Source organism: Corynebacterium sp. TAE3-ERU30 (genome assembly GCF_019209925.1).
GTDB classification, from domain to species: Bacteria; Actinomycetota; Actinomycetes; order Mycobacteriales; family Mycobacteriaceae; genus Corynebacterium; species Corynebacterium megadyptis.
Genome location: NZ_JAHUTO010000002.1, coordinates 374,168 through 399,980 on the forward strand (window position 1 = coordinate 374,168; position 25,813 = coordinate 399,980).

23 protein-coding genes are annotated in these 25,813 nt (G+C 61.7%); 8 read left to right on the plus strand and 15 right to left on the minus strand.

Translation table 11 applies throughout. The features are described from left to right. Positions 1 to 33: 33 nt before the first annotated feature. From lipA to KR227_RS04655, 3 genes are all read left to right on the plus strand, one after another. Positions 34 to 1,068, plus strand: coding sequence for a lipoyl synthase (gene lipA, locus KR227_RS04645; protein WP_151529229.1), 1,035 nt, complete (start codon positions 34 to 36; stop codon positions 1,066 to 1,068). Between the two features lie 88 nt (positions 1,069 to 1,156). Then, the gene (locus KR227_RS04650) at positions 1,157 to 1,945 is read left to right on the plus strand and encodes a DUF4191 domain-containing protein (RefSeq protein WP_151529228.1); all 789 of its coding nucleotides are present in this window, start codon (positions 1,157 to 1,159) and stop codon (positions 1,943 to 1,945) included. Positions 1,946 to 2,089: 144 nt separating this feature from the next. Beyond that, positions 2,090 to 3,694, plus strand: coding sequence for an aspartate:alanine exchanger family transporter (locus KR227_RS04655; protein ID WP_218364012.1), 1,605 nt, complete (start codon positions 2,090 to 2,092; stop codon positions 3,692 to 3,694). Between the two features lie 65 nt (positions 3,695 to 3,759). Here the strand turns inward: KR227_RS04655 and KR227_RS04660 are convergent, their stop codons facing one another. After that, positions 3,760 to 4,233, minus strand: coding sequence for an RDD family protein (locus KR227_RS04660; RefSeq protein WP_151529226.1), 474 nt, complete (start codon positions 4,231 to 4,233; stop codon positions 3,760 to 3,762). A gap of 351 nt (positions 4,234 to 4,584) precedes the next feature. Between KR227_RS04660 and glnA the strand changes: the two genes are divergently transcribed. Beyond that, entirely contained in the window at positions 4,585 to 6,018 is a 1,434-nt protein-coding gene (gene glnA / locus KR227_RS04665) for a type I glutamate--ammonia ligase (protein ID WP_218364013.1), read from the plus strand. A gap of 155 nt (positions 6,019 to 6,173) precedes the next feature. On the opposite strand, the gene KR227_RS04670 is transcribed toward glnA, so the two are convergent. From KR227_RS04670 to KR227_RS04690, 5 genes are all read right to left on the minus strand, one after another. Further along, positions 6,174 to 6,902: a ZinT/AdcA family metal-binding protein gene (locus tag KR227_RS04670; protein WP_218364015.1), complete on the minus strand. Its 729-nt coding sequence runs from the start codon at positions 6,900 to 6,902 to the stop codon at positions 6,174 to 6,176. 237 nt (positions 6,903 to 7,139) lie between these two features. Then, complete coding sequence (locus tag KR227_RS04675; RefSeq protein WP_151529223.1) at positions 7,140 to 8,000, minus strand: metal ABC transporter permease; 861 nt, start codon at positions 7,998 to 8,000, stop codon at positions 7,140 to 7,142. Then, complete coding sequence (locus tag KR227_RS04680) at positions 7,993 to 8,670, minus strand: metal ABC transporter ATP-binding protein (protein WP_218364017.1); 678 nt, start codon at positions 8,668 to 8,670, stop codon at positions 7,993 to 7,995. Before KR227_RS04680 ends, KR227_RS04675 begins: the two co-directional genes overlap by 8 nt. Beyond that, a complete protein-coding gene (locus tag KR227_RS04685; protein ID WP_218364019.1) occupies positions 8,667 to 9,986 on the minus strand; it encodes a metal ABC transporter solute-binding protein, Zn/Mn family in 1,320 nt (439 codons plus the stop codon). The genes KR227_RS04680 and KR227_RS04685 overlap by 4 nt, the downstream gene beginning before the upstream one ends. Positions 9,987 to 10,027: 41 nt before the next feature. Continuing rightward, positions 10,028 to 10,708, minus strand: coding sequence for a ZinT/AdcA family metal-binding protein (locus tag KR227_RS04690; protein WP_218364021.1), 681 nt, complete (start codon positions 10,706 to 10,708; stop codon positions 10,028 to 10,030). Positions 10,709 to 11,042: 334 nt separating this feature from the next. Between KR227_RS04690 and KR227_RS04695 the strand changes: the two genes are divergently transcribed. Next, positions 11,043 to 11,750, plus strand: coding sequence for a hemolysin III family protein (locus KR227_RS04695; RefSeq protein WP_370625166.1), 708 nt, complete (start codon positions 11,043 to 11,045; stop codon positions 11,748 to 11,750). Here KR227_RS04695 and KR227_RS04700 read toward each other — a convergent pair. Further along, the gene (locus tag KR227_RS04700; RefSeq protein WP_218364023.1) at positions 11,747 to 13,237 is read right to left on the minus strand and encodes an MFS transporter; all 1,491 of its coding nucleotides are present in this window, start codon (positions 13,235 to 13,237) and stop codon (positions 11,747 to 11,749) included. The two genes, KR227_RS04695 and KR227_RS04700, sit on opposite strands and share 4 nt — an antisense overlap. A 90-nt stretch (positions 13,238 to 13,327) precedes the next feature. On the opposite strand from KR227_RS04700, the gene KR227_RS04705 reads away from it, so the two are divergent. Next, positions 13,328 to 13,864, plus strand: coding sequence for a TetR/AcrR family transcriptional regulator (locus tag KR227_RS04705; protein WP_218364025.1), 537 nt, complete (start codon positions 13,328 to 13,330; stop codon positions 13,862 to 13,864). Between the two features lie 7 nt (positions 13,865 to 13,871). Here KR227_RS04705 and KR227_RS04710 read toward each other — a convergent pair whose 3' ends face one another. The 5 genes from KR227_RS04710 to KR227_RS04730 form a co-directional block, all read right to left on the minus strand. Then, a complete protein-coding gene (locus tag KR227_RS04710) occupies positions 13,872 to 14,522 on the minus strand; it encodes a hypothetical protein (protein WP_218364026.1) in 651 nt (216 codons plus the stop codon). A gap of 128 nt (positions 14,523 to 14,650) precedes the next feature. Beyond that, positions 14,651 to 16,183: a glycerol kinase GlpK gene (gene glpK, locus KR227_RS04715; protein WP_218364028.1), complete on the minus strand. Its 1,533-nt coding sequence runs from the start codon at positions 16,181 to 16,183 to the stop codon at positions 14,651 to 14,653. Between the two features lie 39 nt (positions 16,184 to 16,222). Further along, positions 16,223 to 16,963: an MIP/aquaporin family protein gene (locus tag KR227_RS04720; protein ID WP_151529214.1), complete on the minus strand. Its 741-nt coding sequence runs from the start codon at positions 16,961 to 16,963 to the stop codon at positions 16,223 to 16,225. Then, positions 16,963 to 18,687 carry a glycerol-3-phosphate dehydrogenase/oxidase gene (locus KR227_RS04725; protein WP_218364030.1) on the minus strand — a complete coding sequence of 575 codons (1,725 nt, stop codon included), beginning with the start codon at positions 18,685 to 18,687 and terminating at the stop codon, positions 16,963 to 16,965. The genes KR227_RS04720 and KR227_RS04725 overlap by 1 nt, the downstream gene beginning before the upstream one ends. Positions 18,688 to 19,353: 666 nt before the next feature. Beyond that, a complete protein-coding gene (locus KR227_RS04730) occupies positions 19,354 to 19,893 on the minus strand; it encodes an NUDIX domain-containing protein (protein WP_218364032.1) in 540 nt (179 codons plus the stop codon). A 134-nt stretch (positions 19,894 to 20,027) separates the two neighbouring features. Between KR227_RS04730 and thrC the strand changes: the two genes are divergently transcribed. Both thrC and KR227_RS04740 read left to right on the plus strand, forming a co-directional pair. After that, a complete protein-coding gene (gene thrC, locus KR227_RS04735; RefSeq protein ID WP_218364034.1) occupies positions 20,028 to 21,458 on the plus strand; it encodes a threonine synthase in 1,431 nt (476 codons plus the stop codon). 53 nt (positions 21,459 to 21,511) lie between these two features. Further along, positions 21,512 to 21,868 carry a YbaN family protein gene (locus KR227_RS04740; protein WP_225976647.1) on the plus strand — a complete coding sequence of 119 codons (357 nt, stop codon included), beginning with the start codon at positions 21,512 to 21,514 and terminating at the stop codon, positions 21,866 to 21,868. 83 nt (positions 21,869 to 21,951) lie between these two features. On the opposite strand, the gene KR227_RS04745 is transcribed toward KR227_RS04740, so the two are convergent. From KR227_RS04745 to KR227_RS04755, 3 genes are all read right to left on the minus strand, one after another. Beyond that, entirely contained in the window at positions 21,952 to 23,577 is a 1,626-nt protein-coding gene (locus tag KR227_RS04745) for a cation acetate symporter (RefSeq protein WP_218364036.1), read from the minus strand. Between the two features lie 35 nt (positions 23,578 to 23,612). After that, the gene (locus KR227_RS04750) at positions 23,613 to 23,954 is read right to left on the minus strand and encodes a DUF485 domain-containing protein (protein ID WP_370625167.1); all 342 of its coding nucleotides are present in this window, start codon (positions 23,952 to 23,954) and stop codon (positions 23,613 to 23,615) included. A 525-nt stretch (positions 23,955 to 24,479) separates the two neighbouring features. Further along, positions 24,480 to 25,742: a glutaminase gene (locus KR227_RS04755; RefSeq protein ID WP_218364039.1), complete on the minus strand. Its 1,263-nt coding sequence runs from the start codon at positions 25,740 to 25,742 to the stop codon at positions 24,480 to 24,482. Positions 25,743 to 25,813 lie beyond the last annotated feature (71 nt).

Below are 25,813 nucleotides of genomic sequence, written 5' to 3' on the forward strand. Positions count from 1 at the left end.
CGCCCACGGTGGGGCCCGTAATTTGAGGACAAAGTGAGCGAAAAGAAGCTACTACGCATCGAGGCGCGGAACGCCGAGACTCCGATCGAGAATAAGCCGCGCTGGATCCGCACCCAGGTCAAAACTGGCCCGGAGTATAAGGACATGAAAAACCGCGTGTCCGGCGCCTCTCTGCACACGGTGTGCCAAGAGGCCGGCTGTCCCAATATTCACGAGTGTTGGGAGGACCGCGAGGCCACCTTCTTGGTTGGCGGCGATCAGTGCACCCGGCGCTGCGATTTCTGCCAGATTGCCACGGGCCGGCCCACCGAGGTCGATCGCGATGAGCCTCGTCGTGTTGCTGAGTCCGTGCAGGAGATGCAGCTGAATTACTCCACGATTACTGGCGTGGCCCGCGATGATCTTCCCGATGGGGCATCGTGGATTTATGCCGAAACCTGCCGTCAGATCCATAAGCTCAACCCCAACACGGGTGTGGAACTATTGGTCGATGATTTCCGCGGCAACCCAGACGCGCTGCAGCAGGTCTTCGAGTCCGAGCCGGAGGTCTTCGCGCACAATGTGGAAACGGTGCCGCGCATCTTTAAGAAGATCCGTCCCGCCTTCCGCTATGAACGTTCTTTGGATGTCATCCGCCAGGCTCGTGATTATGGTCTCGTGACCAAGTCCAACTTCATCCTTGGCATGGGCGAAACGGTGGAGGAAGTGCGCGAGGCCATGCAGGATTTGCATGATGCCGGCTGTGAGATCCTCACCATTACGCAGTATCTTCGCCCCGGCCCGCTGTTCCACCCCATTGACCGCTGGGTGAAGCCCGAGGAGTTCGTGGCGCATTCCAAGGCTGCGAAGGAGATCGGGTTTAAGGCCGTGATGTCTGGGCCGCTGGTACGCTCTTCCTACCGCGCTGGGCGCCTCTATGCGCGGGCGATGGCCGAGCGCGGCGAGGCCCTGCCGGAGAACCTCGCGCACCTGGGCGAGGATACCGGCACTACCGCCCAAGAGGCCTCCAGCCTCATTCAGCGCTATGGCGCGTCCAAGGACACTCCGGTAACCTCTGCCCGCCGCTAGGGCGGCCCTACAAGACACACGTGAGGAAAGGGTGACACAGGAGGAGGCAATGCGGGCGTGAGCACGCTGATCGCCTATCCTAAAACACATGGCTGATACGAATAAGAAACAACGGAAACTAGCGGCAAAGCAGGCTGCCAAGGAAGAAAAGGCGCTGAAGAAACAGCAGCGCAAGCAGAGCCGGGCGCAGGTCTGGCAGGCCTTTAAGATGCAGGCGAAGAACGACAAAAAGCTCGTTCCGCTCATGCTTCTCGCCATCATCGGCCTCGGCCTTGTCTTCTTCCTCATCGGTTCGCTCTTTGGTGGCCAGTGGTTCCTGCTGCCGCTGGGCTTGGTGCTGGGCTTCGCGCTGGCGATGTACATCTTCACCAAACGCGTGGAGAACACTGTGTACGATCGCGCCGAGGGCCAGGCCGGCGCCGCCGGCTGGGCGCTCGAGAACCTGCGGAGCGGCCCCGGCGTGGAGTGGCATACCCGCACTGCGGTGGCCACCAACCACCACATGGATGCCGTGCACCGCGTCATCGGCCCCGCCGGTGTGGTGCTCGTTGGCGAGGGCGACATCAAGCGGGTCCGCCCGCTCATGGCGAATTACAAGCGCCGCCTCGTGCGTATCGCCGGGCAGACCCCGATCTATGAGATCTTCGCCGGTGAGGGCGAGGACCAGGTGCGGGTGCGCAACCTGCAAAAAGAAATGATGAAGCTGCCCCGCAACTATAAGAAGAAGGAACTGGGCGCCCTTTCTGCTCGTTTCGAAGCGATGGACCGCGACCCGCTTCAGGCCGCTGGTATGCCGAAGGGACCTGTGCCCAAGGGCGCATCCATGGCCGGTATGAACCGCCGCGCCCGCCGCGCCGCCCAGCGTCGCTCCAAGTAGGCCGCGCCTAAAAATCAGCCACGAGCACTGCCTCTTACCTCCGCTGCCCCTCGGGCGCGGAGGTTTTTCTCTGCCCTCCCCCAGCCCTGCATGGCACCGGTGGACGTTCTATGTTTTAGAGCGTCGACGTGCAATGATGGATGGGTGAGTATCTTTGCTGAGAACCACCTGCTCGCGCTCACTGTCATCATGGCGGTGGGGCTGATTATCGGCAGGATCAACATCGGGGGATTTCGCCTCGGGGTGGCCGCTGTACTCTTTGTCGGACTGGGCTTCGCCACCGTTGAACCGGGCGTCAAGCTTCCCGAGGTGGTGTACCTGCTGGGATTGGCATTATTCGTCTATACCATCGGGCTCGAGGCAGGGCCGACATTCTTCGCCTCTTTACGTACCCGGGGGCTCAAGCACAACGCGTTTATCCTCGCGGTGCTATCTCTGGTCACGGCCATATCCTGGGGATTGATCACCCTCACCGGCTTGGGGGTGTCTACCGGTGCCGGCATGTTTACCGGCGCGGTCACCAACACCCCGGCGCTGGCCGCCGTTGTGGATTCACTGGCCGAAATCTCACAACCGGAGCACCTCGATCTGCCCGTGGTGGCCTACTCCCTCGCCTATCCGCTGGGTGTGCTCGGCGTGATCATGGTGATCGCCATCTTGGCGAAAGTGCTCAAGATCGATCATGAGCAGGAAGCCATTGATGCCGGCGTGGCGCCCCACGAGCTGGTCTCACAGCGCGTCCTAGTGATCGCGAATGATGTTCCGGCGGTGGACAATATTCCGCTGCTATGGCAGCTGCGCGTCATCATCTCCCGCGTCCAGCACGGGCATCGGGAAGGGCTGGCGGAGTATGGCGATCGGGTGCGCCCCGGCGATATCCTCACACTCGTCGGCGAGCCAACCGAAGTCGAGCGTGCCGTCGAACGCCTCGGAAAACCGCTCGAAGGCGGCCCCTCGCACGATGAAGATCTGGACTTTCGCCGTATCTTCGTCTCCTCGAAGGACGTCGTGGGGGTGCCGCTGTCGAAGCTGGAACCGAAGCTCCAGGGCATGCTGGTGACCCGTGTTCGCCGCGGCGACGCCGACATGGTGGCCACTCCCGATATGATGCTGCAGCTCGGCGACCGCGTCCGCGTGGTGGCGGATCCGCAGACGCTGCGCCGGGCGAACCGTATTTTCGGCGACTCCTATGCGCGGGTATCCAATGCCGACATGCTGCCGCTGCTGGCGGGCTTGGCCTTGGGACTGCTCGTTGGACTTATCCCCTTCCCGCTGCCCGGTGGTTCTGAGCTCAAACTGGGCAGCGCGGGTGGCCCGCTCCTCGTCGCGCTGATCTTGGGCGCGATTGGCCGCACCGGGCCGGTGGTCTGGCAGATTTCCTATAGCGCGAATAACGTCCTCCGCACCACCGGTATCACGCTCTTTCTCGCGGGAATTGGTACCACGGCGGGGGCAGGCTTTAAAACTGCGCTCAGCGACCCTGCCTCATTGACCATCATCGGCGTGGGTTTCATCATCACCGTTCTGGTCTCTACGATCACGATTCTCGCCGGCTACTTCTGGATGAAGATTCCTTTTGGTCAGGTCGCCGGTATTCTCGCCGGCGTACAAACCCACCCTGCCGTGCTCAGCTACGTCTCTGACCAAACCAAGAATGAACTGCCCGCAATCGGCTACACCACGGTCTATCCCGTTTCCATGGTGGCGAAGATCGTCCTGGCTCAGGTCTTGGTGTTCATGCTGCTCTAGCGAGCGCCGCGAGGCACCTCATAGTTCAGGCCCCTGGTTAATAACCAGGGGCCTGTGGTGTTCTTTTAGCCGAAGATTACTGCGGTTTTGGTGACACGGTCGTGGATGCCGCGGCCGTCCTCATCCACCATTGCGGCGGGGAAGATCAGCAGGGTGAGAGCCGTGCGGGCGGCGGCCCTCCACAGCCCCACCGTGGTTTCCTCATCAATGCGGGCCACACCAATTCCCAGCAAAGCCTGGCCGGGAGTACGGGCGAGCAGCGCCACGCTGATCGTGCCCAGGATGAAGTAGCACAGATAGGTCAGCGTGGCGGTACCGGTGAAGAAATCAGAGAACTGATCAATGATGATGGCGGTACCCCAACACAGGGTCCAGTCCACCAGGACACCGACGGACCGCCGCATCACCGATGCCAAAGCGCCGGGCCCCGTCTCTGGGAACCCGAGCTTTTCACCAGCCCACTTGGCGGGTCGATCGGCGTTCTCGGCCGAACTAGGAATTGCGGGACCGTCAAGCCAGCTACGCCTCTTTTCTGCCATGATCCCAATGTAATCGGGGACACGAGAGAAATGAAACTATTCGCATTATCCTTTTTCTCATCAACCCCACGGCCGCGGGGCCTCAGCCCCGCTATGGCGGCTGGGCGGCCCACCCACCCCCTTTTCGTTCGAGCTATAGATATTCGGGTACTATGGGGTTCCAGCGGCACGCGCCATATCGCAATATAGCCCGCGCCGTTCTCCTCATACCTGACGGTGTTCCTAAGCTGGAGGGCTGCGTCGATAAGCGCGTATAACTCACACGCCATAGCGGCCCCACGGCAGTGATGTAGCACCTACACTGGGGAGGAGATCTCAACCCAATAAAATAGCCCCAAGGAGCTAATACCCGTGGAGTTTGAAACCCCGAGCGACGTAGTCAAATTTATTCAGGACGAAAACGTTGAGTTTGTAGACGTGCGCTTTACCGATGTTCCCGGCACGGAACATCACCTCACTATCCCAGCGTCCATGCTCAATGAGGACGCAATGGAGGAGGGACTGGCGTTCGATGGCTCGTCGATTCGCGGATTCACCACGATCGACCAGTCCGACATGAACCTTCTGCCGGATCTGTCGACCGCCTATATCGATCCCTTCCGCGCTGCGAAGACCCTCAACGTTCGCTTCTTCGTGCACGATCCCTTCACCCGCGAGCCCTTCACCCGCGACCCGCGCAATGTGGCCCGCAAGGCGGAGGAGTATCTAGCCTCGACCGGCATCGCCGATACCTGCTTCGTCGGCGCCGAGGCCGAGTTCTATCTCTTCGACAAGGTGCGCTACGCCTCCGATGTGCAGCGCAGCTTCTACGAGGTGGACTCCGGCGAGGGCTGGTGGAACCGCGACGCCGCAACACAGATCGACGGCAGCCCCAACCTGGGCTATAAGAACCGCCACCAGGGCGGCTACTTCCCCACTGCCCCCTATGACCAGACCATGGATCTGCGTGACGCCATGGCCAAGAACCTGCTGCGCATCGGCTTCGATGTGGAGCGCTTCCACCACGAGGTGGGCAATGGTCAGCAGGAGATCAACTACCGCTTCGACACCCTGCTCCAGAGCGCCGATCTGCTGCAGAGCTTCAAGTACGTGGTGAAAAACACCGCCATCAAGTGGGGCAAGACCGCCACCTTCATGCCGAAGCCGCTGGCGAACTCCGCCGGTAGCGGCATGCACGCGCACCTGTCGCTGTGGAAGGACGGCGAGCCGCTCTTCCACGACGAGTCCGGCTACGCTGGCCTCTCCGATACCGCCCGCTACTTCATCGGCGGCATCCTCGAGCACGCTGGCGCTGTGCTGGCGTTCTCGAACCCGACGCTCAACTCCTACCACCGCCTGGTGAAGGGCTTCGAGGCCCCGATCAACCTCGTGTACTCGCAGCGTAACCGCTCCGCCGCCGTGCGCATCCCGATCACCGGCTCGAACCCGAAGGCCAAGCGCATCGAGTTCCGCGCCCCGGATCCTTCGGCGAACCCCTACTTCGCGTTCTCCGCGATGATGCTCGCCGGCTTGGACGGTGTGAAGAACCGCATCGAGCCGCATGCGCCCGTGGATAAGGACCTCTACGAGCTGCCGCCGGAGGAGGCCGCGTCCATCCCGACCGCGCCGACCTCCCTGGAGGAGTCCTTGGCCGCGCTTGAGAAGGACGCCGACTTCCTCACCGAAGGCGACGTGTTCACCGAGGATCTCATCGACACCTACGTCAAGTACAAGTGGGACACCGAGATCACCCCGTCTCGCATGGGCCCGACCCCGCTGGAGTACGAGCTCTACTACGACTGCTAAACGCTGCGCGTAGCTCCACCGTCCGCATCATCCGTTGCGGGCGGTGTTTTTTATGCTTATCGACGCCCACCCGCGCCACCATCACCGTCCAGACAGACGACGACCGCCTTCCCGCAGAGAGCGAAAGAAGGCGGTCGGCTACGGCGCTTTTCGGCTTAGTCGTCGTGGTCGTGATCGTCGTGGTCATGGCCATCGTGGTCATGCTCGGCATGATCGTGATCGAAGAGCAGTTCCTCGATGCTGGCCTGATCGGCGGTGGCGGGATCGACGAAGGTGGGCAGCTGCTGGGAGTCCAGCAGCGCGTCCTTGTCCTCGCCGAAGCGGGCGTGGAAGAAGGTGGTGTCATCCTCCTCTTCCTTCTCGCCAAGCAGCAAGAAGGGATACGGGGCGGAGTCATCCGTGGCCGTGAATACGTACCACGTGAAGTCGTCATCATCGCCGACCTTACGATCCACGGTCTCGAGGAACTCATACGCGCTCGGGGCGTCGGTGGGGTTGTCCAGGTCCTTATAACTGCCCACGAAGGTCATCTGATCGCCATCGATCACCAGCCCCTCTTTACCGTCGCCATAGGTCTCGAGGATCGTGTTCTTCAGATCATCCCAGTTCTCGGAATGCTCGATCGCGGCCTTGGCGAAGTCGGCGGCCATCTCGGGATCGTTGATATAGCTGCCGAGGCTACGGTAGGAGCCATCCCAATCCTGCAGGGCGGCGGCAGCCTCATCGGCCTTATCGGAGACCGCATCGGTGGCCTCGGTGGCCGCCTCGGAGGCGGCGCTGGTGGCATCGGACACGCTATCGGAGACCTCGTCGCTAGAACAGCCGGCCAGGGCCACTGCGCTGGCGGCGCCGAGGGCGATGAGGGTCGTCGGTAGTTTCTTCATAAATAGATATCCTTCGCTACTGCGACAGTGGTGAACAGCACCCAAGGCTACCTGAGATATATCGACGCCAGTCTCTATATAGATAACGATCCGTTTACGATTGCCCGCAAGTGACCGCGCGCGTCAGGCGCCGGACGATACACAAACACGGGCCCTCGTCGTGGCTGCGGCGGGAAAAGTTCTCTTCCCTGCAGGCCGACGAAGGCCCGTGTGGTGGCTGTACCCAGCGGCCGCCGTTTAGGCGGAGCGGCTGAGCACTGCGGAGGTATCGCTGAGTGCCGACTGCTTACGATCCGGCTTCACGATGGCGCGGTAGCCAACAAAGATCAGGAGGCCGACCACAGCGGTGACGACGATCGCACCACCGGGGCGCAGATCGAAGGTGTAGCTGAGGGTCATGCCGAGCATGGTGTAGATGATGCCCAGCACGATCGAGAGCAGATAGGCCTGCTTGTAGCTGCGGGCCACGATGAGTGCGGTGGCCACTGGCAGCACCATGAGAGAGACCACGAGCAGCGCACCGATCACCTTGGCAGCCAATGCCACAGTGACTGCGGCGAGCGCGGTGAACACGGTGTTCACCAACTGCACCTTGGTGCCGGAGATACGAGCCAGCAAAGGATCGACCACCATATCTTGCAGGCTGCCGTAGAACACCACGCTGGCGGCGACCACGAGCACAAACACGATGGAGGTGGCCCACACGTCGAATTGGGTGACGGCGGTAATCGAGCCGAAGAGATAGGACTCGAAGCTACGGCCACTCGGCGCCAAGTCGGCAAGGATCACGGCCACACCAAGACCGGCACTGAGGGTCACGGCCGTGGCCATGTCGCCGTACTGCGGGAACTTCTTACGCATCAGCTCGATGCCGAAGGCGCCGATTACGGCCACCACAATGGCGCCGACGACGGGGCTGAAGCCCGCGATCAGGCCGAGGGCCACGCCGGCAAGCGAGGTGTGGGAGAGCGCATCGCCCATCATCGCGGTGCGACGTGCCACCATCACGATGCCGATCAGGGGAATGGATATCGAGAGCAGCAGGCCCACCAGCAGGGTGCGGCGGACGAACTCGAATTCGAAGAAAAGCTCAAGCATCGATCAACTGTCCTTCCTCGATGCGCTGGATGCGATCAATGGTGACATGGCGGCGGATTTCGTCGAGATCGTGCGTAACCATGAGCACGGTGAGGCCATGCTCCTTACGCAGCTGCTCAATGAGAGTGAGGAACTCGACACGAGAGCCGGCATCGACACCGGAGATCGGCTCATCCAGGATGAGTAGATCGGGTTTGGTAATCAGCGCGCGGGAGATAAGCACCCGCTGCTGCAAACCACCGGACAGCTCCGAGAAAGGTACATCGACGATCTTCTCCAGCCCCATGGAGCGGAGAATCTCCTCGGCCTTGTCCCGTTGCTTCTTCCGAGCGAAGGTGAACATGCCCATTTCCCGAGTCAGGCCTTGGGCTACCAACTCGCGGGAGGTGATGGGAAAGGAGATCTTCTCGGTGGTGGTGGCCTGCGGCACATACCCGACGCGGTGCAGCTGATCCCCCTTCGACGAGGGCGATCCGAACAACGTCGAGGTGCCCTGGGTGGGCTTATAGGCACCGATGAAGATCTTCAGGGCGGTGGACTTGCCGCAGCCGTTCTCGCCGGTGAGACACACAGCCTCGCCGTTATTGAGGGTGAAGTTCACCCCTTTGAGGACGGGAAAACGGCCGAAAGAAAAGTGCAGGTCCTTGGTTTCGATAACTGCGGTGCTCACTGCTTTTCCCCCAATGATTCGTAGAGGTTTTCTAGGTTCATGCGCATATATCCCGTGTAGCCTTTGTCGCCTCCGCCGTACTCCATGGAGTTCAGCGGCAGCGCCCGACCATCGACTTCTTCGGCCACCACATTTGCGGTCTTGGGATCGGTGCCGTCTTCGTAATACACAACGTCGATGTCTTGCGCACGGGCGAAGCGAATGGAATCGGTGAGCACGCGCAGGCTCGGAGCCGAGTTCGTCGTCAGCCCCTGCAGCGGATGCTGGGTGAGCTGATAGTCACGTGCGAGGTACGCGAAAGCATTGTGGGCGGTCACGAAATCGCGGCGCGGGGCGTCGAGCAGCTTCTCCTTGAACTGTGCCTCCATGGTGGTGAGTTCACGCACCAGGTTGGACTTGTTCTTCTCGATCTCTTTTTCGTGATCGGGGATCAGCTTGCCCAGTTCCACGTTGATGGCATTCGCGTAGCGCTTGGCGTTGACCACCGACAGCCAGGAGTGCGGATCGAAGCTCACGGTATCCGTTTCGGAGGAACCGCCGTCGACCACATTGCTCAGCTCCAGTTCATTGCCGTCGCCGTCCACGAAGCTGTACTCCAGCAGGGACTCGGACACGCGATCAGAGACGAACACCCACTCCCCCGAGTCGGGGAATTTGAAGGTCACTTCGCCAGATTGGTGTCCCATCTGAATGTCATACACCTGGCCAGGGATGACGTCGGTGGCGGCTCGCTGCTGGAGCTGTGCGCCCTTATCGTTCATCACCTCGCGGCCCTTGTCGATGTAGTCCTGCTCGCTCAGCCCTTCCTCGAAGGGGAAGAAGGCGCCACGCAGCGAGCGCTCGTGGGTATGGCCAAAGAGCATCGTGTAGTTCGTCGAACTATCGATGGTGCCGTGCCCCATGTACTGGAACTCGCCGAGAGCGGCTGCTCCCTTGTAGTTAATGAGGTCCACGTAGTCAGAAAGCTGCAATACCGGCAGGTTGGGTAGAATGTCGCGAATTTGCGGTAACCACGGCTCCATATTGGCGCCGTTGACTACGAGCATGTCGGCTTCAGAGAGGGCCTTGATATTTTTCGGTGTGGGCTCCCAGAGATGCGGGTCTTGGCCTTCGGGCAAGAAGCTACGTACCTCGGCGTGCTCGCCGGCAATATCGGACACGAGGCTGTAGATCGGATAAAACGACGCATAAATCAGCGGAGCATCGCCTGAAGGGCCTGAAGACGACTCATCGCCCCCGCCGTTCGTTGCGCTAGGTGAAACCGCGCAACCAGCGAGAGCGACGAGCAAACTGAGGAGCAGAAGGATTTTTTTCATCACTTCAGTGCGTGCCTATGCGGCACAACCTCCATCAATTTTTAGTGAGCGTGCTCCAGAAGTTCTTCCTGGATCTGGGCCTGGGTGGCGCTGTCCGGGTTCAGGAAGGTCGGGAAGTTCTCGGCCTCGAGGAGGGCATCCTTGTCATCGCCGAAACGAGCGTGGAAGTGCTCGAGGGTCTCCTCGCCGTGCTTCGGCATGAGCAGAACGTACTTGTTCTCGGTGTCACCCTTGGCCTCGAAGACGTACCAGGTGAAGTCCTTGCCGTTGTGGCTCTTCTCTACGGACTCAACGAACTCGTACTCAACGGGCTCCTCGGAGGGGTTCTCCAGCTCGTCCGCGGTCTTGACGAAGGTCATGGAGTCGCCATCGACAACCAGACCGGCGTAGGGCACACCGTAGGACTCCTGCAGCTCCTTCTTGAGCTCGTCGATGCTCTCGCCGTGCTCTTCAGCAGCCTTGGTGAAGCCTTCCTCCATCTCGGGGTCATCGATGTAGCTACCGAGGCTGCGGTAGGTGCCATCCCAGTCAGCGAGGGTGGCCTTGGTGGCCTCGGTGGCCTCGGAAGCGGCCTCGGAGGCGGTCTCGCTAGCCTCGGAAGCGGCGGAGGTAGCAGATTCGGTTGCCGAAGAAACAGTGTCCTTGGCTTCCTCGCTGGAGCAGCCAGCGAGCGCCAGGGAACCGGCGGCGGCGATTGCGAGGATGGAGCGGGAAAGCTTCATGAGAGCCCTTTCCTTTTGTGCACAGTTACGGTTTACATCGGGCCGCCATTCAAAAAATTTATCTTTTTGGACGCGGCTCGAGACAGGGTTCAGTTGATTGAACCAAGCTGAGCTTAGGCTAAAACGATGTGGAGAAGAGTGTCAATAGATTACCCCCTAGTGGGGCGATACCCCGCCTATCCTCGAACTTTATTCGTGATCTAGCTCGCCTTGCCGGTGAATTCACCCGAGCTTAAGCTGTGAACGTCCACCCACCGCGGCGGGTAGGAAGAATGGCTAGGCATACACGATCTATTACGGCCTTCGGCACACCACATAAGAGAAAGGCATCCCCGTGGAACCCTCCACAATAACGGTCCACAGCACTCGTGCTTATCGCGGCGAGCGACCGCGGGGGCGCGGCTGGGTACACGCCGTGGCCACCGTGCTGGGAATCATTGCCGCCAGTGTGTTGGCTACCTATAGCTGGATCATGCTCACCCCAGCCCAGGCGAGCGGCGTGATGATTTATGGGGCGGGCATGGTGGCCTTGTTTAGCGTTTCGGCAACCTACCATCTGGGGCCGTGGCGCCGCCCCAGCACCGTGATGTGGTGGCGTCGTGCCGATCATTCCACCATCGCCGTCTTTATCGCCGCCACCTACACCCCCATGCTGCTATTGAGCGTCGACTCCCCTCTCGCTGAGTGGATGCTCGTGGCCGCATGGGGCGGCGCCGCCGCCGCGGTGGCGCTGAATATGTTGTGGATCAACCATCCCCGCTGGCTGGATGTAGCGGTATATCTCGTCTTGGGCTGGCTCGTGGTGCCGATCCTCCCGCAACTTCTTGCGGGCACGGGATGGACTGTGGTGTGGCTCCTTGCCGCCGGTGGCGTGATCTATTCTGCGGGGGCTGTTATCTATGGGCTCAAGCGTCCGGGCCGTACTGCCCGCTATATCGGCTATCACGAGTATTTTCACGCCACCACTGTGGTGGCCGCCGGGCTGCACTATGCGGCGGTGTGGCTGGTGGTCATGAACCACGCTGCCGCACTGTGTGCTTAACGCTGTGGGCGCAGGGTGAAAAATGCCATGGTCGCGGTGGCGCCCATGAGCACCACGGCGATCGCGGAAGTCACCACCACACCGGAATCGAAGGCGGCCCGCGCCGAGGCGGCGAGCGCCTCCCCCGCCTCACCGCCGATGGACTCCGCGGTGGCAATAGCACCGCCGAGGGTATCGCGGGCGGTGGCCGCGGCAGCACCGGAGATCGCGTCGGGCACATCTACATTGCTGCGATAGACGGCATTAACCACCGAGCCGAGCACCGCAGTACCGAGCACGGCCCCCACCTCATAGGCGGTTTCCGAGATCGCAGACGCCGCCCCGGACTTCTCCGGGGGCACAGCGGAGAGGATGAGGTCATTAGAAATGGTCTCCGCCACGCCCACGCCAATGCCGATCACCATGAAGGCGAGCACAAGACCTAAGTCGGAGTGGGAGCGGCCAGAGAACAGCACCATGAGATAGCCGGCTGCATTCATCAGCAGCCCGAAGGTCACCAGTAGGTGCGCGTCGATACGCATAGCAGCCCTCACCACCAGCAAACCGGCGATGATCGTGGCGATCATTCCCGGCACGAGCAAGAGCCCAGCCACCATGGGGCTATGCCCGCTGACCAGCTGGAAGTGCTGGGAGATAAAGTACAGCAGCCCCACCAGCGACAGAATGGCAAAGAGGTTGGCCAGCACGGCGCCGGTGAATTGACCCAGCCCAAATAGCCGCATGTCCAGCATCGGATTGGAGCTACCCAACTGCCGGCGCACAAAGAGCACCCCGCAGAGCAGGCCGAGGGCGGCGAAGAGGATCGGCTGCCAGCTGAAGCCGGAGGCGCCGATGCTCTTGATCGCCAGCACGATCGGGCCCATGGTGAAAAAGGCCAGCACAATAGAGAGAAGATCCAGCGCCCCGGGATGCGGGTTGCGGGATTCCGGAATCCACAGCGGCCCCAGCACGATCAGCGGCACCAGCACTGGGATGGCCATCAAGAAGACAGAGCCCCAATAGAAGTGCTCGAGCAGCACGCCACCCACCACGGGGCCGATGGCGGCGCCGCCGGAGAATCCCGCGGCCCAAATCGCAATGGCGAGGCGACGCTCCGTGGGATCACTAAAGATATTACGAATCAAAGAGAGCGTGGCCGGCATGATCATCGCGCCGAATAGCCCCATGCCCGCGCGGGCCGCCACCAAGAGGGCGGCGCTCGGGGCGAGGGCGGCGACCACGGAGATCACTGCGAAGCCGGAGCAGCCGATCAACAGCATCAGGCGCCGACCGACGCGATCGCCGATACTGCCCATGGGAATGAGCAGTCCAGCCAATACCAGCGGGTAGATATCCACCAACCACAGCAGCTGGGTGCCGGTAGGCGTCAGCTGCTCGGAAATATTTGGCAGGGCGAAGCTGAGGACCGTGTTATCGATGGAGACGAGCAGCACTGGCAGCATGAGAACCGCCAGCGCCTTCCACCTATCTCTCTGTTCTGGAGTCATAGCGCTACACAATCTAACAGACCCAGACTAAACCGTCCAGCCGGTACAGTTTTGCTGGTAAAGAGCACCTTACTGCGCTAGTATGACGGCATGTCCGCACGCGAAGCTGTCCTCGACGCCTATGAAACGCTGCTCATTGAACGCGATGATCAAGCCGCCACGATCAAGGCCATCGCGCAGACCGCCGGCTGTTCCAAGGGCGGGCTGCTCTACCACTTCCCCAGCAAGCAGGCGCTCGCAGACGGTCTCATCGACAGGCTGAAGCGCCGCACCAGCGACGATATTGAGACGATGCGCAGCGCCGAGGAGGGCGCGGTGAACTACTACCTGCGCACCTCCGCCGTCACCGATGACCACTTCGGCCGCACGCTCATGGCCGTCACGAAGATCGGCGCCAGCCACAGCGGCACCGTGGAGAACGCGCTGTCGATGGTGCAGGAACGCTTCCTCGCCGAGCTGCGGCGCTACTGCCCCAATGAAACCGTGGCCATCGCCGTGCTGCTGCTGGGCGATGGCCTGTACTACAACGAAATCAACTCCGGATTCTGCTGCACGGCGAAGCGGGATGTGACACCTGAGGTTCTCGCGGCTGCCGCCACGCTTATCGACGCCACCTCGCCGGAGTAATCCCCGCTTAGGCGGGGGCGTTGATGTAGATATTCTCCAGCAGCTGATCCCGTAGCTCCGGTTGTACCGGCTCGCCGGATTCATCGATCACGGTGGCCACGAGGCTAATCGAGCGCTCCCCGAGCGGCACCACGATCATCTTCGCCTCCTGCACGACCTGCACATCCAGCATGGCGGTGTTATAGGTCATGTTCTTCGCAGGATAGCCGCATACCTCGGGGGCGTCCGTGACCTGGAGGTCACCATCCTGGGAGAGCATATTCAGGGTGTCGGTGTATTGCTGGAAGGCCTCCTCTGGGCCAACCTCGACGGTGCCGCCCACAATGCTGGCGGTGACCGAGCCGGAGCTCATGGACAGCAGAATGGAATCGGCCTCGGCCTCGGGGTGGCGTTCCCAGCCCTCGGGCAGGGGCATCGCCACGGTATAGCCGGTATCGCCGACAGTAACCTCCGCGCTCGGCCCCTCAATCGGGGCGCATGTGCCGGCGGTGTCTGCGGGCGCATCCGCCGCGGCGGGAGCCTCCTCGCTGGCGGTGCTGGACGCCTCGGCCGCAGGGGACTCCGCGGCAGAATTATCGGCATCCGAGCCGCAGGCGGCGAGCGGCACGATGAGCGCGGTGGTGGCTAGGGCAGCGAGGGAGATTCTGAGGGGACGCATAGTTGAGTATCGTAGCGTGCCGAGCGGACACGGACAGGGACAAGCCCCGCCCACGGTGGCTATGAGTGCGAATGCACACCGTGAACGGGGCTTGTATCTATTCCCTCACACACTGTCCCGTGCGGAGATTAATCCTCCTCGGGGACCTCCCAGTTATAGGAGCGCTCCACAGCGCGGTTCCAATCGCTGTAGAGACGATCAACCTCTTCTTGCGGCATGGAGGGGCTCCATGTCTTCGCCTCAGAGGACTGGTCCTTCAATGCGGCCAGGTCTTCCCAGAAGCCGACACCCAGGCCGGCAGCGTAAGCCGCGCCGGTAGCGGTGGTTTCCACGTTCTTCGGGCGCACCACCTTGGTGCCCAGAATGTCGGACTGGAACTGCATGAGCAGCTCGTTCATGGTCATGCCGCCGTCGACGCGCAGGTTGGTGATCTCCACTCCGGAGTCGGCCACCATGGCGTCAGCCACCTCGCGGGTCTGGTAGGCAGTAGCCTCCAGCACGGCGCGGGCGATGTGCTTACGGTTGGTGAAGCGGGTCAGGCCGACGATCACGCCGCGGGCATCGGAGCGCCAGCGCGGGGCGAAAAGTCCCGAGAAGGCGGGCACGATGTACACGCCGCCATTGTCCTTAGCCTCGCGGGCGAGATTCTCCACGGAGGGCGAGTTGGGGATCAGCTGCAGGTTGTCCCGCAGCCACTGCACCAGGGAGCCGCCCATGGATACCGAACCCTCCAACGCGTAGACGGGCTTTTCCCCCTCGAGCTGGTAGCAGACGGTGGTGAGCAGGCCGTTTTCGCTCAGCTGCGGCTTAGTGCCGGTGTTGAGCAGCAGGAACAGGCCAGTGCCATAGGTGTTCTTGGCATCGCCGGCGCGGAAGCAGCCCTGGCCGAACATGGCAGCCTGCTGATCGCCCAGGATGGCCTTGATCGGCACCCCGGAGAGCGAGCCGCGGGCACGGATGGAGCGGAAGTCGCCCACGGAGGGACGGATCTCGGGAAGCATGGCCATCGGAATACCCATGGCCTCGCACAACTCCTCATCCCACTCCAGGGTTTCCAGATCCATGAGCAGGGTACGGGACGCGTTGGTGACGTCGGTGGCGTGCAGCGCCTCTGCCCCATCGTCGCCCTCGGCGCCGCCGGTCATGTTCCACAGCAGCCAGGTGTCGATGGTGCCGAAGAGCAGCTCGCCCTTCTCGGCACGCTCGCGGGCACCCTCGACGTTGTCGAGAATCCACTTCACCTTCGGGCCGGCCGGATAGGAGTTGATGAGCAGGCCGGTGCGCTTCTGCCACTTATCGGCAGTGCCCTCACCGATCAGCTTGCGGCAGATCTCGGTGGTGCGGGTGTCCTGCCAGACGATGGCGTTATAGATGGGCTCACCGGTGTTCTTGTCCCAGACAACGGTGGTCTCGCGCTGGTTGGTGATACCGACGGCCAGCACGTCCTGGGCGGAGATGTCCTGGTTGGCCAGGGCGCGGCCGACGGCGCGGCGGGTGTTATCCCAAATCTCCTTGGGGTCGTGCTCCACCCAGCCCTTCTGCGGGAAGTACTGCTTGTGCTCGTACTGGCCGACAGAGATCTGGTTGGCGTCGTGATCGAAAATGATGCAGCGAGTCGAGGTCGTACCTTGATCAATCGCGGCAATGTATTTGGTGGACATAATGTTCTCCAATGGTGGGGGGTGATGGGGGAAGGTGGATTACATGACGGTGGCCATGAGGCCAACGACGACGGCTGCAATCATCGGGGCGACAACAGGCACCCAGGCGTAGCCCCAGTTCGCGTCGGCCTTGCCCTTGATGGGCAGGAGGAAGGCGTAGGCGATACGAGGACCAAGGTCACGGGCCGGGTTGATGGCATAACCGGTGGGGGTACCAAGGGACATACCGATGGAGACCACCACGAAGGCCACGGCGAAGTAGGTCATCGGGCCGAGCTCGCCACCGGTGGGACCCCAGGCGATGAAGGCCAGGAGCACGAAGGTGGCCATGAACTCGGTGAATGCGTTCCAGCCGTTCTTCGGATGGGCGGGGCCGGTGAAGAAGATGCCACCGGTCACGCTGTTCGCATCGGTGTTCTCGCCGTTGTCGTCCAGCGAGTTGGCGTCGAAAAGCTGCTTGAAGGTGAGGTAGCAGAGGACTGCTCCGAAGAGACCGCCGAGCATCTGACCGACGATGTAATAAGGAACGAGCTCCCACGGGGTGGCACCATTGAGCGCAAGCATCACAGTGACGGCCGGGTTCAGGTGGCCTCCGGAGACATTCGCCACGGAGGCACCGATAAACACGGCCATACCCCAACCGAGGGCAATGAGAAGCCAGCCAGTGTTCCGGGCGCCGGAGGTGCGCAGCGTATTAACGGCGCACACTCCATTACCGAGGAGCAGGAGCAGTGTGGTGCCGAGGAATTCCCAGCCCAGCGCTTGGGTTGCTGTGATCATTAGATATCTACGCTTTCGTCGATGTTGGTTCGGGGATCGCCGGCCTTGATCATGTAGTCGGTGGCAGCGGCATCGGTGAGAGCCTTTTCGGCGTTGAGCTCGGCTTCGACGCGGCCACGGAAGCTCTCCAGCTCTGCCTCCACAGTTGCGTCATCCCAGCCCAGGTGCGGGGCGATGAAGGTGGCAACGGCCTCGGCCGCGACGGTGCCGCGATCGTCGTACTCCATAGCCACGCGCAGGCGGCGGTTGAGCACGTCCTCCAGGTGCAGCGCACCCTCGTGGGTGACGGCGTAGAGCACCTCTGCCCAGATATAGCCCTCCGCACCCTCGATGGGCGTGAGCAGGTCCTTATCCTCGGCGGCGGGGGCCAGCACCTCTTCATAGAGCGAGCCATAGCGGCCGAGCAGGTGCTCGATGGTCGCAGCCGGCAGCTCGTAGCGGGCGGCCAGCGCGTCCACCTGGTTGGCGAGCGCATGGTAGCCATCGGCGCCCAAGATCGGGGTCTGATCGGTGATGGACTCCGGAACCTGCTTCGGAATGTCGCCGATCGCGAGATCCACGGCATCCTTACCGATCACGCGGTAGGTGGTGTACTTACCGCCGGCCACGGAAATCAGACCCGGCAGGTCGCGGGCAACAGCGTGGTTGCGGGAGAGCTTGGTGGTGGTATCGGAAGAGCCGGCCACCAGCGGGCGCAGACCGGAGTAGACGCCCACGATATCGCCGTGGGTGATCGGGGTGCGCACCCGCTCGTTGAGCTCGCCCAAGATGTAGTCGATATCTTCCTTGGTGGGCGCCGGGTCCGGGCGACCCTCGGTGTACTCGGTATCGGTGGTGCCGACGATCCAGTACTCGCCCCACGGAATCACGAAGAGCACCGACTTCTCGGTGACGAAGCAGAGTGCGGCGTCGGATTCGATCTTGTCCTTCGGCACCACAATGTGCACGCCCTTGGATGCGTGCACGGAGAACTTACCCTCCACGCCGGCCATCTTGTGGATGTCGTCATTCCACACGCCGGTGGCGTTGATGAATACCGAGCCATGCACGGTGGTCTCACGGCCAGTGTCAGTATCGCGCAGGGTAGCGCCGACGACACGGCCGTGCTTCTTTTCAAAACCGACCACCTGGGTGGAGGTGCGGATGGTGGCGCCGTACTCGGCGGCGGTGCGCAGCACCGTCATGGTGTGGCGGGCGTCGTCGACAAGCGTGTCGTAGTAGCGGATACCGCCGACCACAGCATCTTCCTTCAGCGCCGGGACCACCTTGAGGGCGCCCTTGCGGGTGTAGTGCTTCTGCATGGGGACGGTCTTGGCGCCACCCATGAGGTCGTAGAGCGTGAATCCGCCGAACATCATGACCCGCTCCCACACGCGGTTGGTCAGCGGGAAGAGGAACTTCAGCGGCTTGACCTGGTGCGGAGCCAGGGTGGACATATTCAGCTCGCGTTCGCGAAGGGATTCTGCCACGAGGCGGAAGTCCAGCATCGCCAGGTAACGCAAACCGCCGTGGAACATCTTGGAGGAACGAGAGGAGGTGCCGGAGGCAAAGTCGCGGGTCTCGATCACCGCGACCTTGAGACCACGGGTGGCGGCATCGAGGGCAGCACCTGCGCCCACCGAGCCACCGCCGATGATGACGACATCAAATTTCTCTGAACCGAACTTCTCCCAAGATTCCTCGTAGTACTCGGGGTTGAGTGCCTGCTTCGATGTGGAAGCCATGTGAAAGTCACGACCTTTCCGGCCCGTCGACGCCTCGTGTTGCACTCACCAATGGGTGAGCTTCGGCGCATCGGTGGAGGCCAACAATGGGTTGATGTGAGGACGCAGTGCGGGAGTTAGGAAAGTTCTAACACTCTCATCACTTAGAGCACTGAGCCCTAATGTCAAAGTCCAGAGTAACAGCGCCTACCCCACCCCAAAAGGGTGCTTTTTATTAGTAGGACAAAGCAAGTCCCACACAAAGGGGCATAACCGCAGGTAAAAGACATATATGCAGCGAGCTATGCATAGTTGGTTGTGACTTGTAGCACATTGCACCGCTAACCTACGGTGTCGTCACTACCCCCTTTCGGGGCCTGTTTTTTCAAAATAAGGGCCGCCAAAACTACGGAATAGTAACCGACTTTTAGCTGGCGTTTTAGAGAATTCATCCCATGTCTATGCGCATAAGCTACGGAATGGTAATGAGTTATACCCCCGCGAATTTGAAAATGATCACCACCCCACAGGAAACAAAGCTACTAATCGGTAAGCGGGCATATATGTCCTGTCATTTTGCGCCCAGTTACCCCCAGCATCCTCCCCCAAAACCGAACCCTTTATGTCTATTACGGCCATCGCCGACCCCTCCCCCAGAAGGGCCGGCGAGCGCGGCCTCCCCCACCGCTAGAAGGCCGGCTTGTCCCGCTTGTGATAGCCCATGCGCGGCTGGAAGCCCTGCGGGCGGCGTCGTTGCGCGACGGCGTCGGCGATGAGCAGCCGGAAGCGCGGCGCCACGGAGGAGGGCAGCTGGGCGATGCTGAACCAGCCCACCGCACTGGATTCGTCATCGCCCACGGCCGGCTCGTCTTCGCCCACCACCTCGAGGCGGAAGGCGATATCGATATAGGAGGCAACATCCCCATTGGGGTAGGTCACCGGCCCCACTGCCCCGCACCCAAGAAGAGCGGCGACGCGGGTATCAAGGCAGGCCTCCTCTTTCACCTCGCGCACGGCGGTGTTGGTGGGTTCTTCTCCCGCATCGGCAATGCCGGTGACCGGCGTCCACATGTCATTGTCTGCCCGGCGGACGAGCAATACTTCGGGAGCATTGAGAAAGTTGCCGGTGGTGGACTCGCGTAACACGATCGCGGTCACCCCTGGAAGAAGCAGCGGCTCGTGGCCGATTTTTTCACGAAGACTGAGAATATAGTCAGGTGTAGGCATATCACCTGACTCTACCCGCACACGCTGCACGGATAGCCGGTGCGCAGGCGCCCTCACCCGCTTCAGGGGAGATATCCGCCGCCGGAGCGGGGTTGAAGTTTTGCTCACTGCACCAACCCCCTAAGCTGGGTGAGGTGCACTACATTTCTACTCGCGATACCTCGGCTACCCCGTATTCCTTCACCGATATTCTCCTCGGCGGCCTCGCTCCCGACGGTGGGCTCTTTTTACCCGAAAGCTACCCGCAGCTCAGCGATGAGCAGCTCACTCAGTGGCGAGCTGTACTGAATGAGCAGGGCTATGCCGCCCTCGCTTTTGAGGTGCTGCAGCTATTCGTCGATGACATTCCCGCGGAGGATCTGCGCGGTATCTGCGAGCGCGCCTACACCACCCCGAAGTTCTCGGACCCGGAGATCGTTCCGGTGCGCACCCTCGGCGATGGCCTGCTGCTCGGACGCTTGTCCATGGGGCCTACGGCCGCTTTTAAGGACATGGCCATGCAGCTGCTGGGCGAGCTCTTTGAATACGAGCTGGCCCGGCGCGGGCAGTCCCTTAATATCGTGGGCGCCACCTCCGGCGATACCGGATCCTCGGCGGAGTATGCGATGCGCGGGCGCGATAATATCCGCGTGTTCATGCTCACCCCCGCAGGGCGTATGACTCCCTTCCAGCAGGCCCAAATGTTTGGCCTGCACGATGACAATATCTTCAATATCGCCCTCGATGGCGTCTTCGATGACTGCCAGGACGTGGTCAAGGAGATCTCCGCGGATGCCGACTTTAAATCCACCCGGTCGATCGGTGCGGTGAACTCCATCAACTGGGCCCGCCTCATGGCGCAGGTGGTCTACTACGTTTCCTGCTGGATTCGCGCTACGTCCTCCAATGAGCAGCAGGTGTCCTTCTCCGTGCCCACCGGCAATTTCGGTGATATTTGCGCCGGCCATATCGCGCGTTCGATGGGCGTTCCCATCGACAAGCTGATCGTGGCCACGAACGAAAACAATGTGTTGGAGGAGTTCTTCCGCACCGGCGATTATCGGGTGCGCAGCTCCGCCGAAACCCAGGCCACCTCCTCGCCGTCGATGGATATCTCCAAGGCCTCCAACTTCGAGCGCTTCATCTTCGATCTCCTCGACCGCGACGCGGCGGCCACCGCGGAGCTCTTTGGCACCCAGGTAAAGCAGGGCGGTTTCTCGCTCAGCGAGCATCCTGCCTTTGCCCGCGCCGCAGCGGAGTATGGCTTCCTTGCCGGCACGTCTACCCACGCTGATCGCCTGCGCACCATCGCCCGCGTGCACCGCGACTATGGGGTGCTCATCGATCCCCACACCGCGGATGGTGTGGCCGCCGCCGAGCAGAACCGCGAGTCCACCGACTCCCCCATCATCTGCCTAGAGACGGCGCTGCCGGTGAAATTCGCCGAGACCATCACCGAGGCCATCGGCTCTGCCCCGGAGCTGCCGGAGCGCTTCGCCGGGATTGAAGATGTGGAGTTCCGCGTCTTCGATATGCCCAATGATGCCCAGCGCGTCAAGGACTTCATCGACGAGCGGCTCGCCTAGCGCGACGCGGCAAACATTAGTCTTGCCTAAAGCACCCTTGTTAGTATGCAAGGGTGCTTAAGTTTATGCTGCGGGCGGTCGGTGTGATCGCCACCGGATGCGGAATCATCGGCATAGTGTTGCCGCTGTTTCCCACGACGCCGTTTTTGCTCCTCGCAGCGTATTGCTTTGCCAAAAGCTCTCCGCGGATGCACGACTGGCTGCTCTCCCACCCGCAACTCGGCCCCTATATCACCAACTATCAATCTGGGGCGATGAGCAAAAAGCACAAGATTTTCACCCTCACCACGATATGGCTGGCCGTGGCTCTTGCCATCTGGCGTGTGGATCATGTTCTCGTCTACACCCTGTTCCCCTTGGGCGCGCTGGGCATGACCTGGCATATTTCGCGGCTGACTACCGCCCGCTAAAACCACTACCGGCCCACCCCTCGAGTCTGCACTGAGGTGGTGGGCCGGTGTGGCGCGGGGTGGCGTCGATAAGCGAGAAGCAGTTAGTGCTGCACCGCCTTAGCAGCGCCGATTCCGGTGAGGGCGCGCACTTCCATCTCTGCCGCCTTGCCCTCGAAGTTATCGGGCTTACCGAGGTAGGTGCCGATAATGCCGAGGAGGAAGCCGGCAGGGATCGCGACGATCGAGGGATTGGTAATCGGGAAGATCGCGAAGTCCGCATTCGGCAGCATGGCCGTCTCCGTGCCGGAGAATGCCGGGGAGAGCACGATGAGAATGACGGAGGTGAGCAGGCCGCCATACATGGAGAACAGGGCGCCGGTGGTGTTGAAGCGCTTCCAGTAGAGCGAGTAAATGATGGTGGGCAGGTTGGCTGCGGCGGCGATACCGAAGGCCAGGGCGACCAGGAAGGCGATATTTTGGCCCATGGCACCAATGCCCATGACGATGGCGAGCACGCCAATGACCACCACGGTGATGCGCGAGACTCGCACCTGCTCCTCCTCGGTGGCCTGACCCTTACGGATCACGTTGTTGTAGAGGTCGTGGGCCACCGAGGCCGAGGCGGTGATGGCCAGACCGGCCACCACGGCGAGGATGGTGGCGAAAGCGATGGCAGAGATCACGGCCATGAAGATCGTGCCACCGACCCGCGCCGAGAGCAGCAGCACAGCGGAGTTCACTCCACCGGGCGCGGCCTGGATCTGCTCAGGCCCCACCAGCGCGGCGGCGCCATAGCCCATGAACACGGTGAGCAGGAAGAAGAGCGCGACGATGCCGATGGTCCACGCCACCGAGCGGCGCGCCTCATGGGCGGTGGGCACGGTGTAGAAACGCATGAGCACGTGCGGCAGGCCTGCGGTGCCGAAGACGAGCGCCATGCCGAGGGAGACGAAGTCCAGCTTGGTCAGCGTGGAGGCGCCGTATTTCAGGCCCGGGCCGAGGATGTCCTCGCCCTTGGGGTGATTGGCCACGGCGGATCCGAGCAGCTCATTGAAGCCACCCTTGACGGCGAAGAAGGTCAGCAGGGTAATGAGGATGGAGCCGCCCACCAGCAGCACCGCCTTGATCATCTGCACATAGGTGGTGCCCTTCATGCCGCCGACGAGCACGTAGACGATCATGAGCACACCGACGATGGCGACCACGCCCGACTGCGCGACCTTGCCCTCGATTCCCAGCAGCAGGGCGACGAGTCCGCCGGCGCCGGCCATCTGGGCGATGAGATAGAACAGCGAAATAGACAGCGTCGAGATCGCAGCCGCGGTACGCACCGGGCCTTGCTTCAGCCGGAAGGAGAGCACATCGGCCATGGTGAAGCGTCCGGTATTGCGCAGCGGTTCGGCCACGAGCACCAGGGCCACCAGCAGGGCCACGAGGAAGCCCACCGAGTAGAGGAAGCCGTCATAGCCATAGAGGGCAATGGCGCCGGTCACGCCGAGGAAGGCGGCGGCGGAGAGGTAGTCGCCAGCGATGGCGAGGCCGTTTTGCTTGCCGGAGAAGGAGGCGCCGCCGGTGTAGAAATCGGAGCCCTTCTGCGAGGTCTGGCGGGTCACGCGAATCACGATGCCCATGGTGGCCACGATGAACGCCACGAAGATGGAGATATTGAGCACCGGGTTGCCGGTGCTGATCGCTTCAGTCGCGAGCACTGTTGTGGAGTGAGTCATAAGTAGTCCTTGGTATCTGCTAGGAGGGGGCGGCGCTAGTGCTGCTGGGGTTCACTGAGGCGCTCGTTCATCTGCTCGCGGATCAACGCGGAAGCGGGATCCAGCGTGTTATCGGCGAAGCGCAGATAGGCCCAGGTAACAATCCCGGCGGTGAGGAACTGGGCGATGCCGAGGACCATGCCGAGGTTGATATACCCGAACACCTTGATGGTCACCACATCCACCAAGAAGGTGGCGGTGACGATATAGAGCAGATACCAGGTGATGAAGGCGACGAAGACGGGGAAGACGAATCCACGGAAGGTACTACGCAGGCGTGTGAAGTCTTCTGTCTGGGCGGTCTCGATGAAATCCTGCTCGGTGGGAGTCCGGGGCACGACCGGATCCCTACCCTGCGAGGAGGGGGATGGGGACACAGGCATGGGTGTCTCACTTCCTATTGTCAAAGGTTGGGCTCATAGCGACCGACACCTGTGACCCACCACGCGCCTCCATGCACGTGACGTGGACCTCATAGTGTGCGATCGTTGTGAAGTGAGACACTACAGGCAGATGTGAAGACTGTGAAGCGACTTTCCTTTCCCATCCGAGCACATCACCCCCGCGAAAAAATGAGCCTCGCCTAAACTTCTTTGCAGGCCTGCAAAGGCGCGCCACGCGCCCACCGCAGGACGCACCACAAGCGACGGAGAAAATGGACTAAAAAATACTTTTATGCATCAAGAATCTGCCTTAATGGGGGTAACCGTGCCGTATTTCGCGCCCGATATACCCCCTTCCCCAACGTAACTTATGCAAATTTCTTCACATTTTCTCGCCCTACTACCCCCTATTGGGCGAGCTGTCGGAGCGAGCCGCAGCGCGGCCGCCACTACCCCCACCGTGGCGGCCCCAGCCCGGCGCTAGTGCCGAATCAGGCCGATATCGGTGACCACTTCGAAGCACTCCTCCCCACTGAGGGAGGATTGGTCCACCTGCGAGTCGGGGTCGATGATTACCACGCGGTGGCCCTCTTCGCGCAGCCGCCGCAGCCCCTCGAGCAGCATGCGCAAGGCCACCGGCGCCAGGGAGATAACGCGAGAGATATCCACGGCGAAGATCGGGCCGCGAATCTCGCGGGTGCGCATGGCGTGCAACAAGGCCTCGCCGGCCGAGAAGTTGAGCGTTCCCTGCAGCTTGAGAAGGGAGATATCTCCCTCTTGGACCAGCTCGCGCACCGCGTTCACGCCACGCCGGTCGGTGGCCATTAAGTGCAGGCCCCAATCGCGGGAGAGCCGCTGAAATACTTTGCGCCCCAGTACCGAGTTGCCATTGACGTCGAGCGGCGGGGAGAAAGTGGCAATGCCCAGCTGCCCAGGCAGACAGCCCATCATGCCGCCCGAGACCCCCGATTTAGCGGGAATGCCCACGGAGGTCATCCACCGTCCGGCGGCGTCATACATGCCCGCCGAGGCCATCACGGCCAAGGTTTGGTGGCACACATCCTCGCTCACGACCTGCTCGCCGGTGAGCGGCTGCACCCCACCATTGGACAGGGTGGCGGCCATGACCGCGAGATCCCGCACGGTGACATTAATGGAGCACTGATACACATAGGACACCACGGCGTCATGGGCGTCGTCGCCGATAATCCCATAGGAGCGCAGCATATGCGCGATGGCGAAATTGCGATCCGAGTTATCCAATTCCGAATAGGCCACCGCCATGTCCACGCTGAGCTCGCGCCCGGCCAGCCGAGAGAATTGGGCGAGGATCTTCTCCACGCGTTCTTCAATGGTGGAGTCCACGCCATTAATCAGCTGATTAATAGCGATCGCCCCGGCGTTGATCATGGGATTGACCGGGCGGTTGGTGGGCGTATCCAAAGAGAGCTCATTAAACGCCTCGCCGGATGGCTCTACGCCCACAGTCTCCAGAACCGTCTGCAGGCCGCATTCCTCGAGGGCGAGGGCGTAGGCGAAGGGCTTGGACACCGACTGCATGGAGAATTCCTGCTCGGCATCGCCGACACAGTAGATACGGCCATGCGAGGTGCATAGGCCGATGGCCTTGCGCTCTGGATCGGCCTGCGCCAGCACGGGGATATAGTCGGCGACCATGCCTTCGGCGTCATAGTCGATGGACTCGAGTGCGAGCGACAGGTAATCGTGAATCGGGGTAGACATACTCAGCTCCAAAGCCTTCCTTATCGCTGCGGGGCCACAGACGGGACAGACTCGACACTACCAACGCTCGC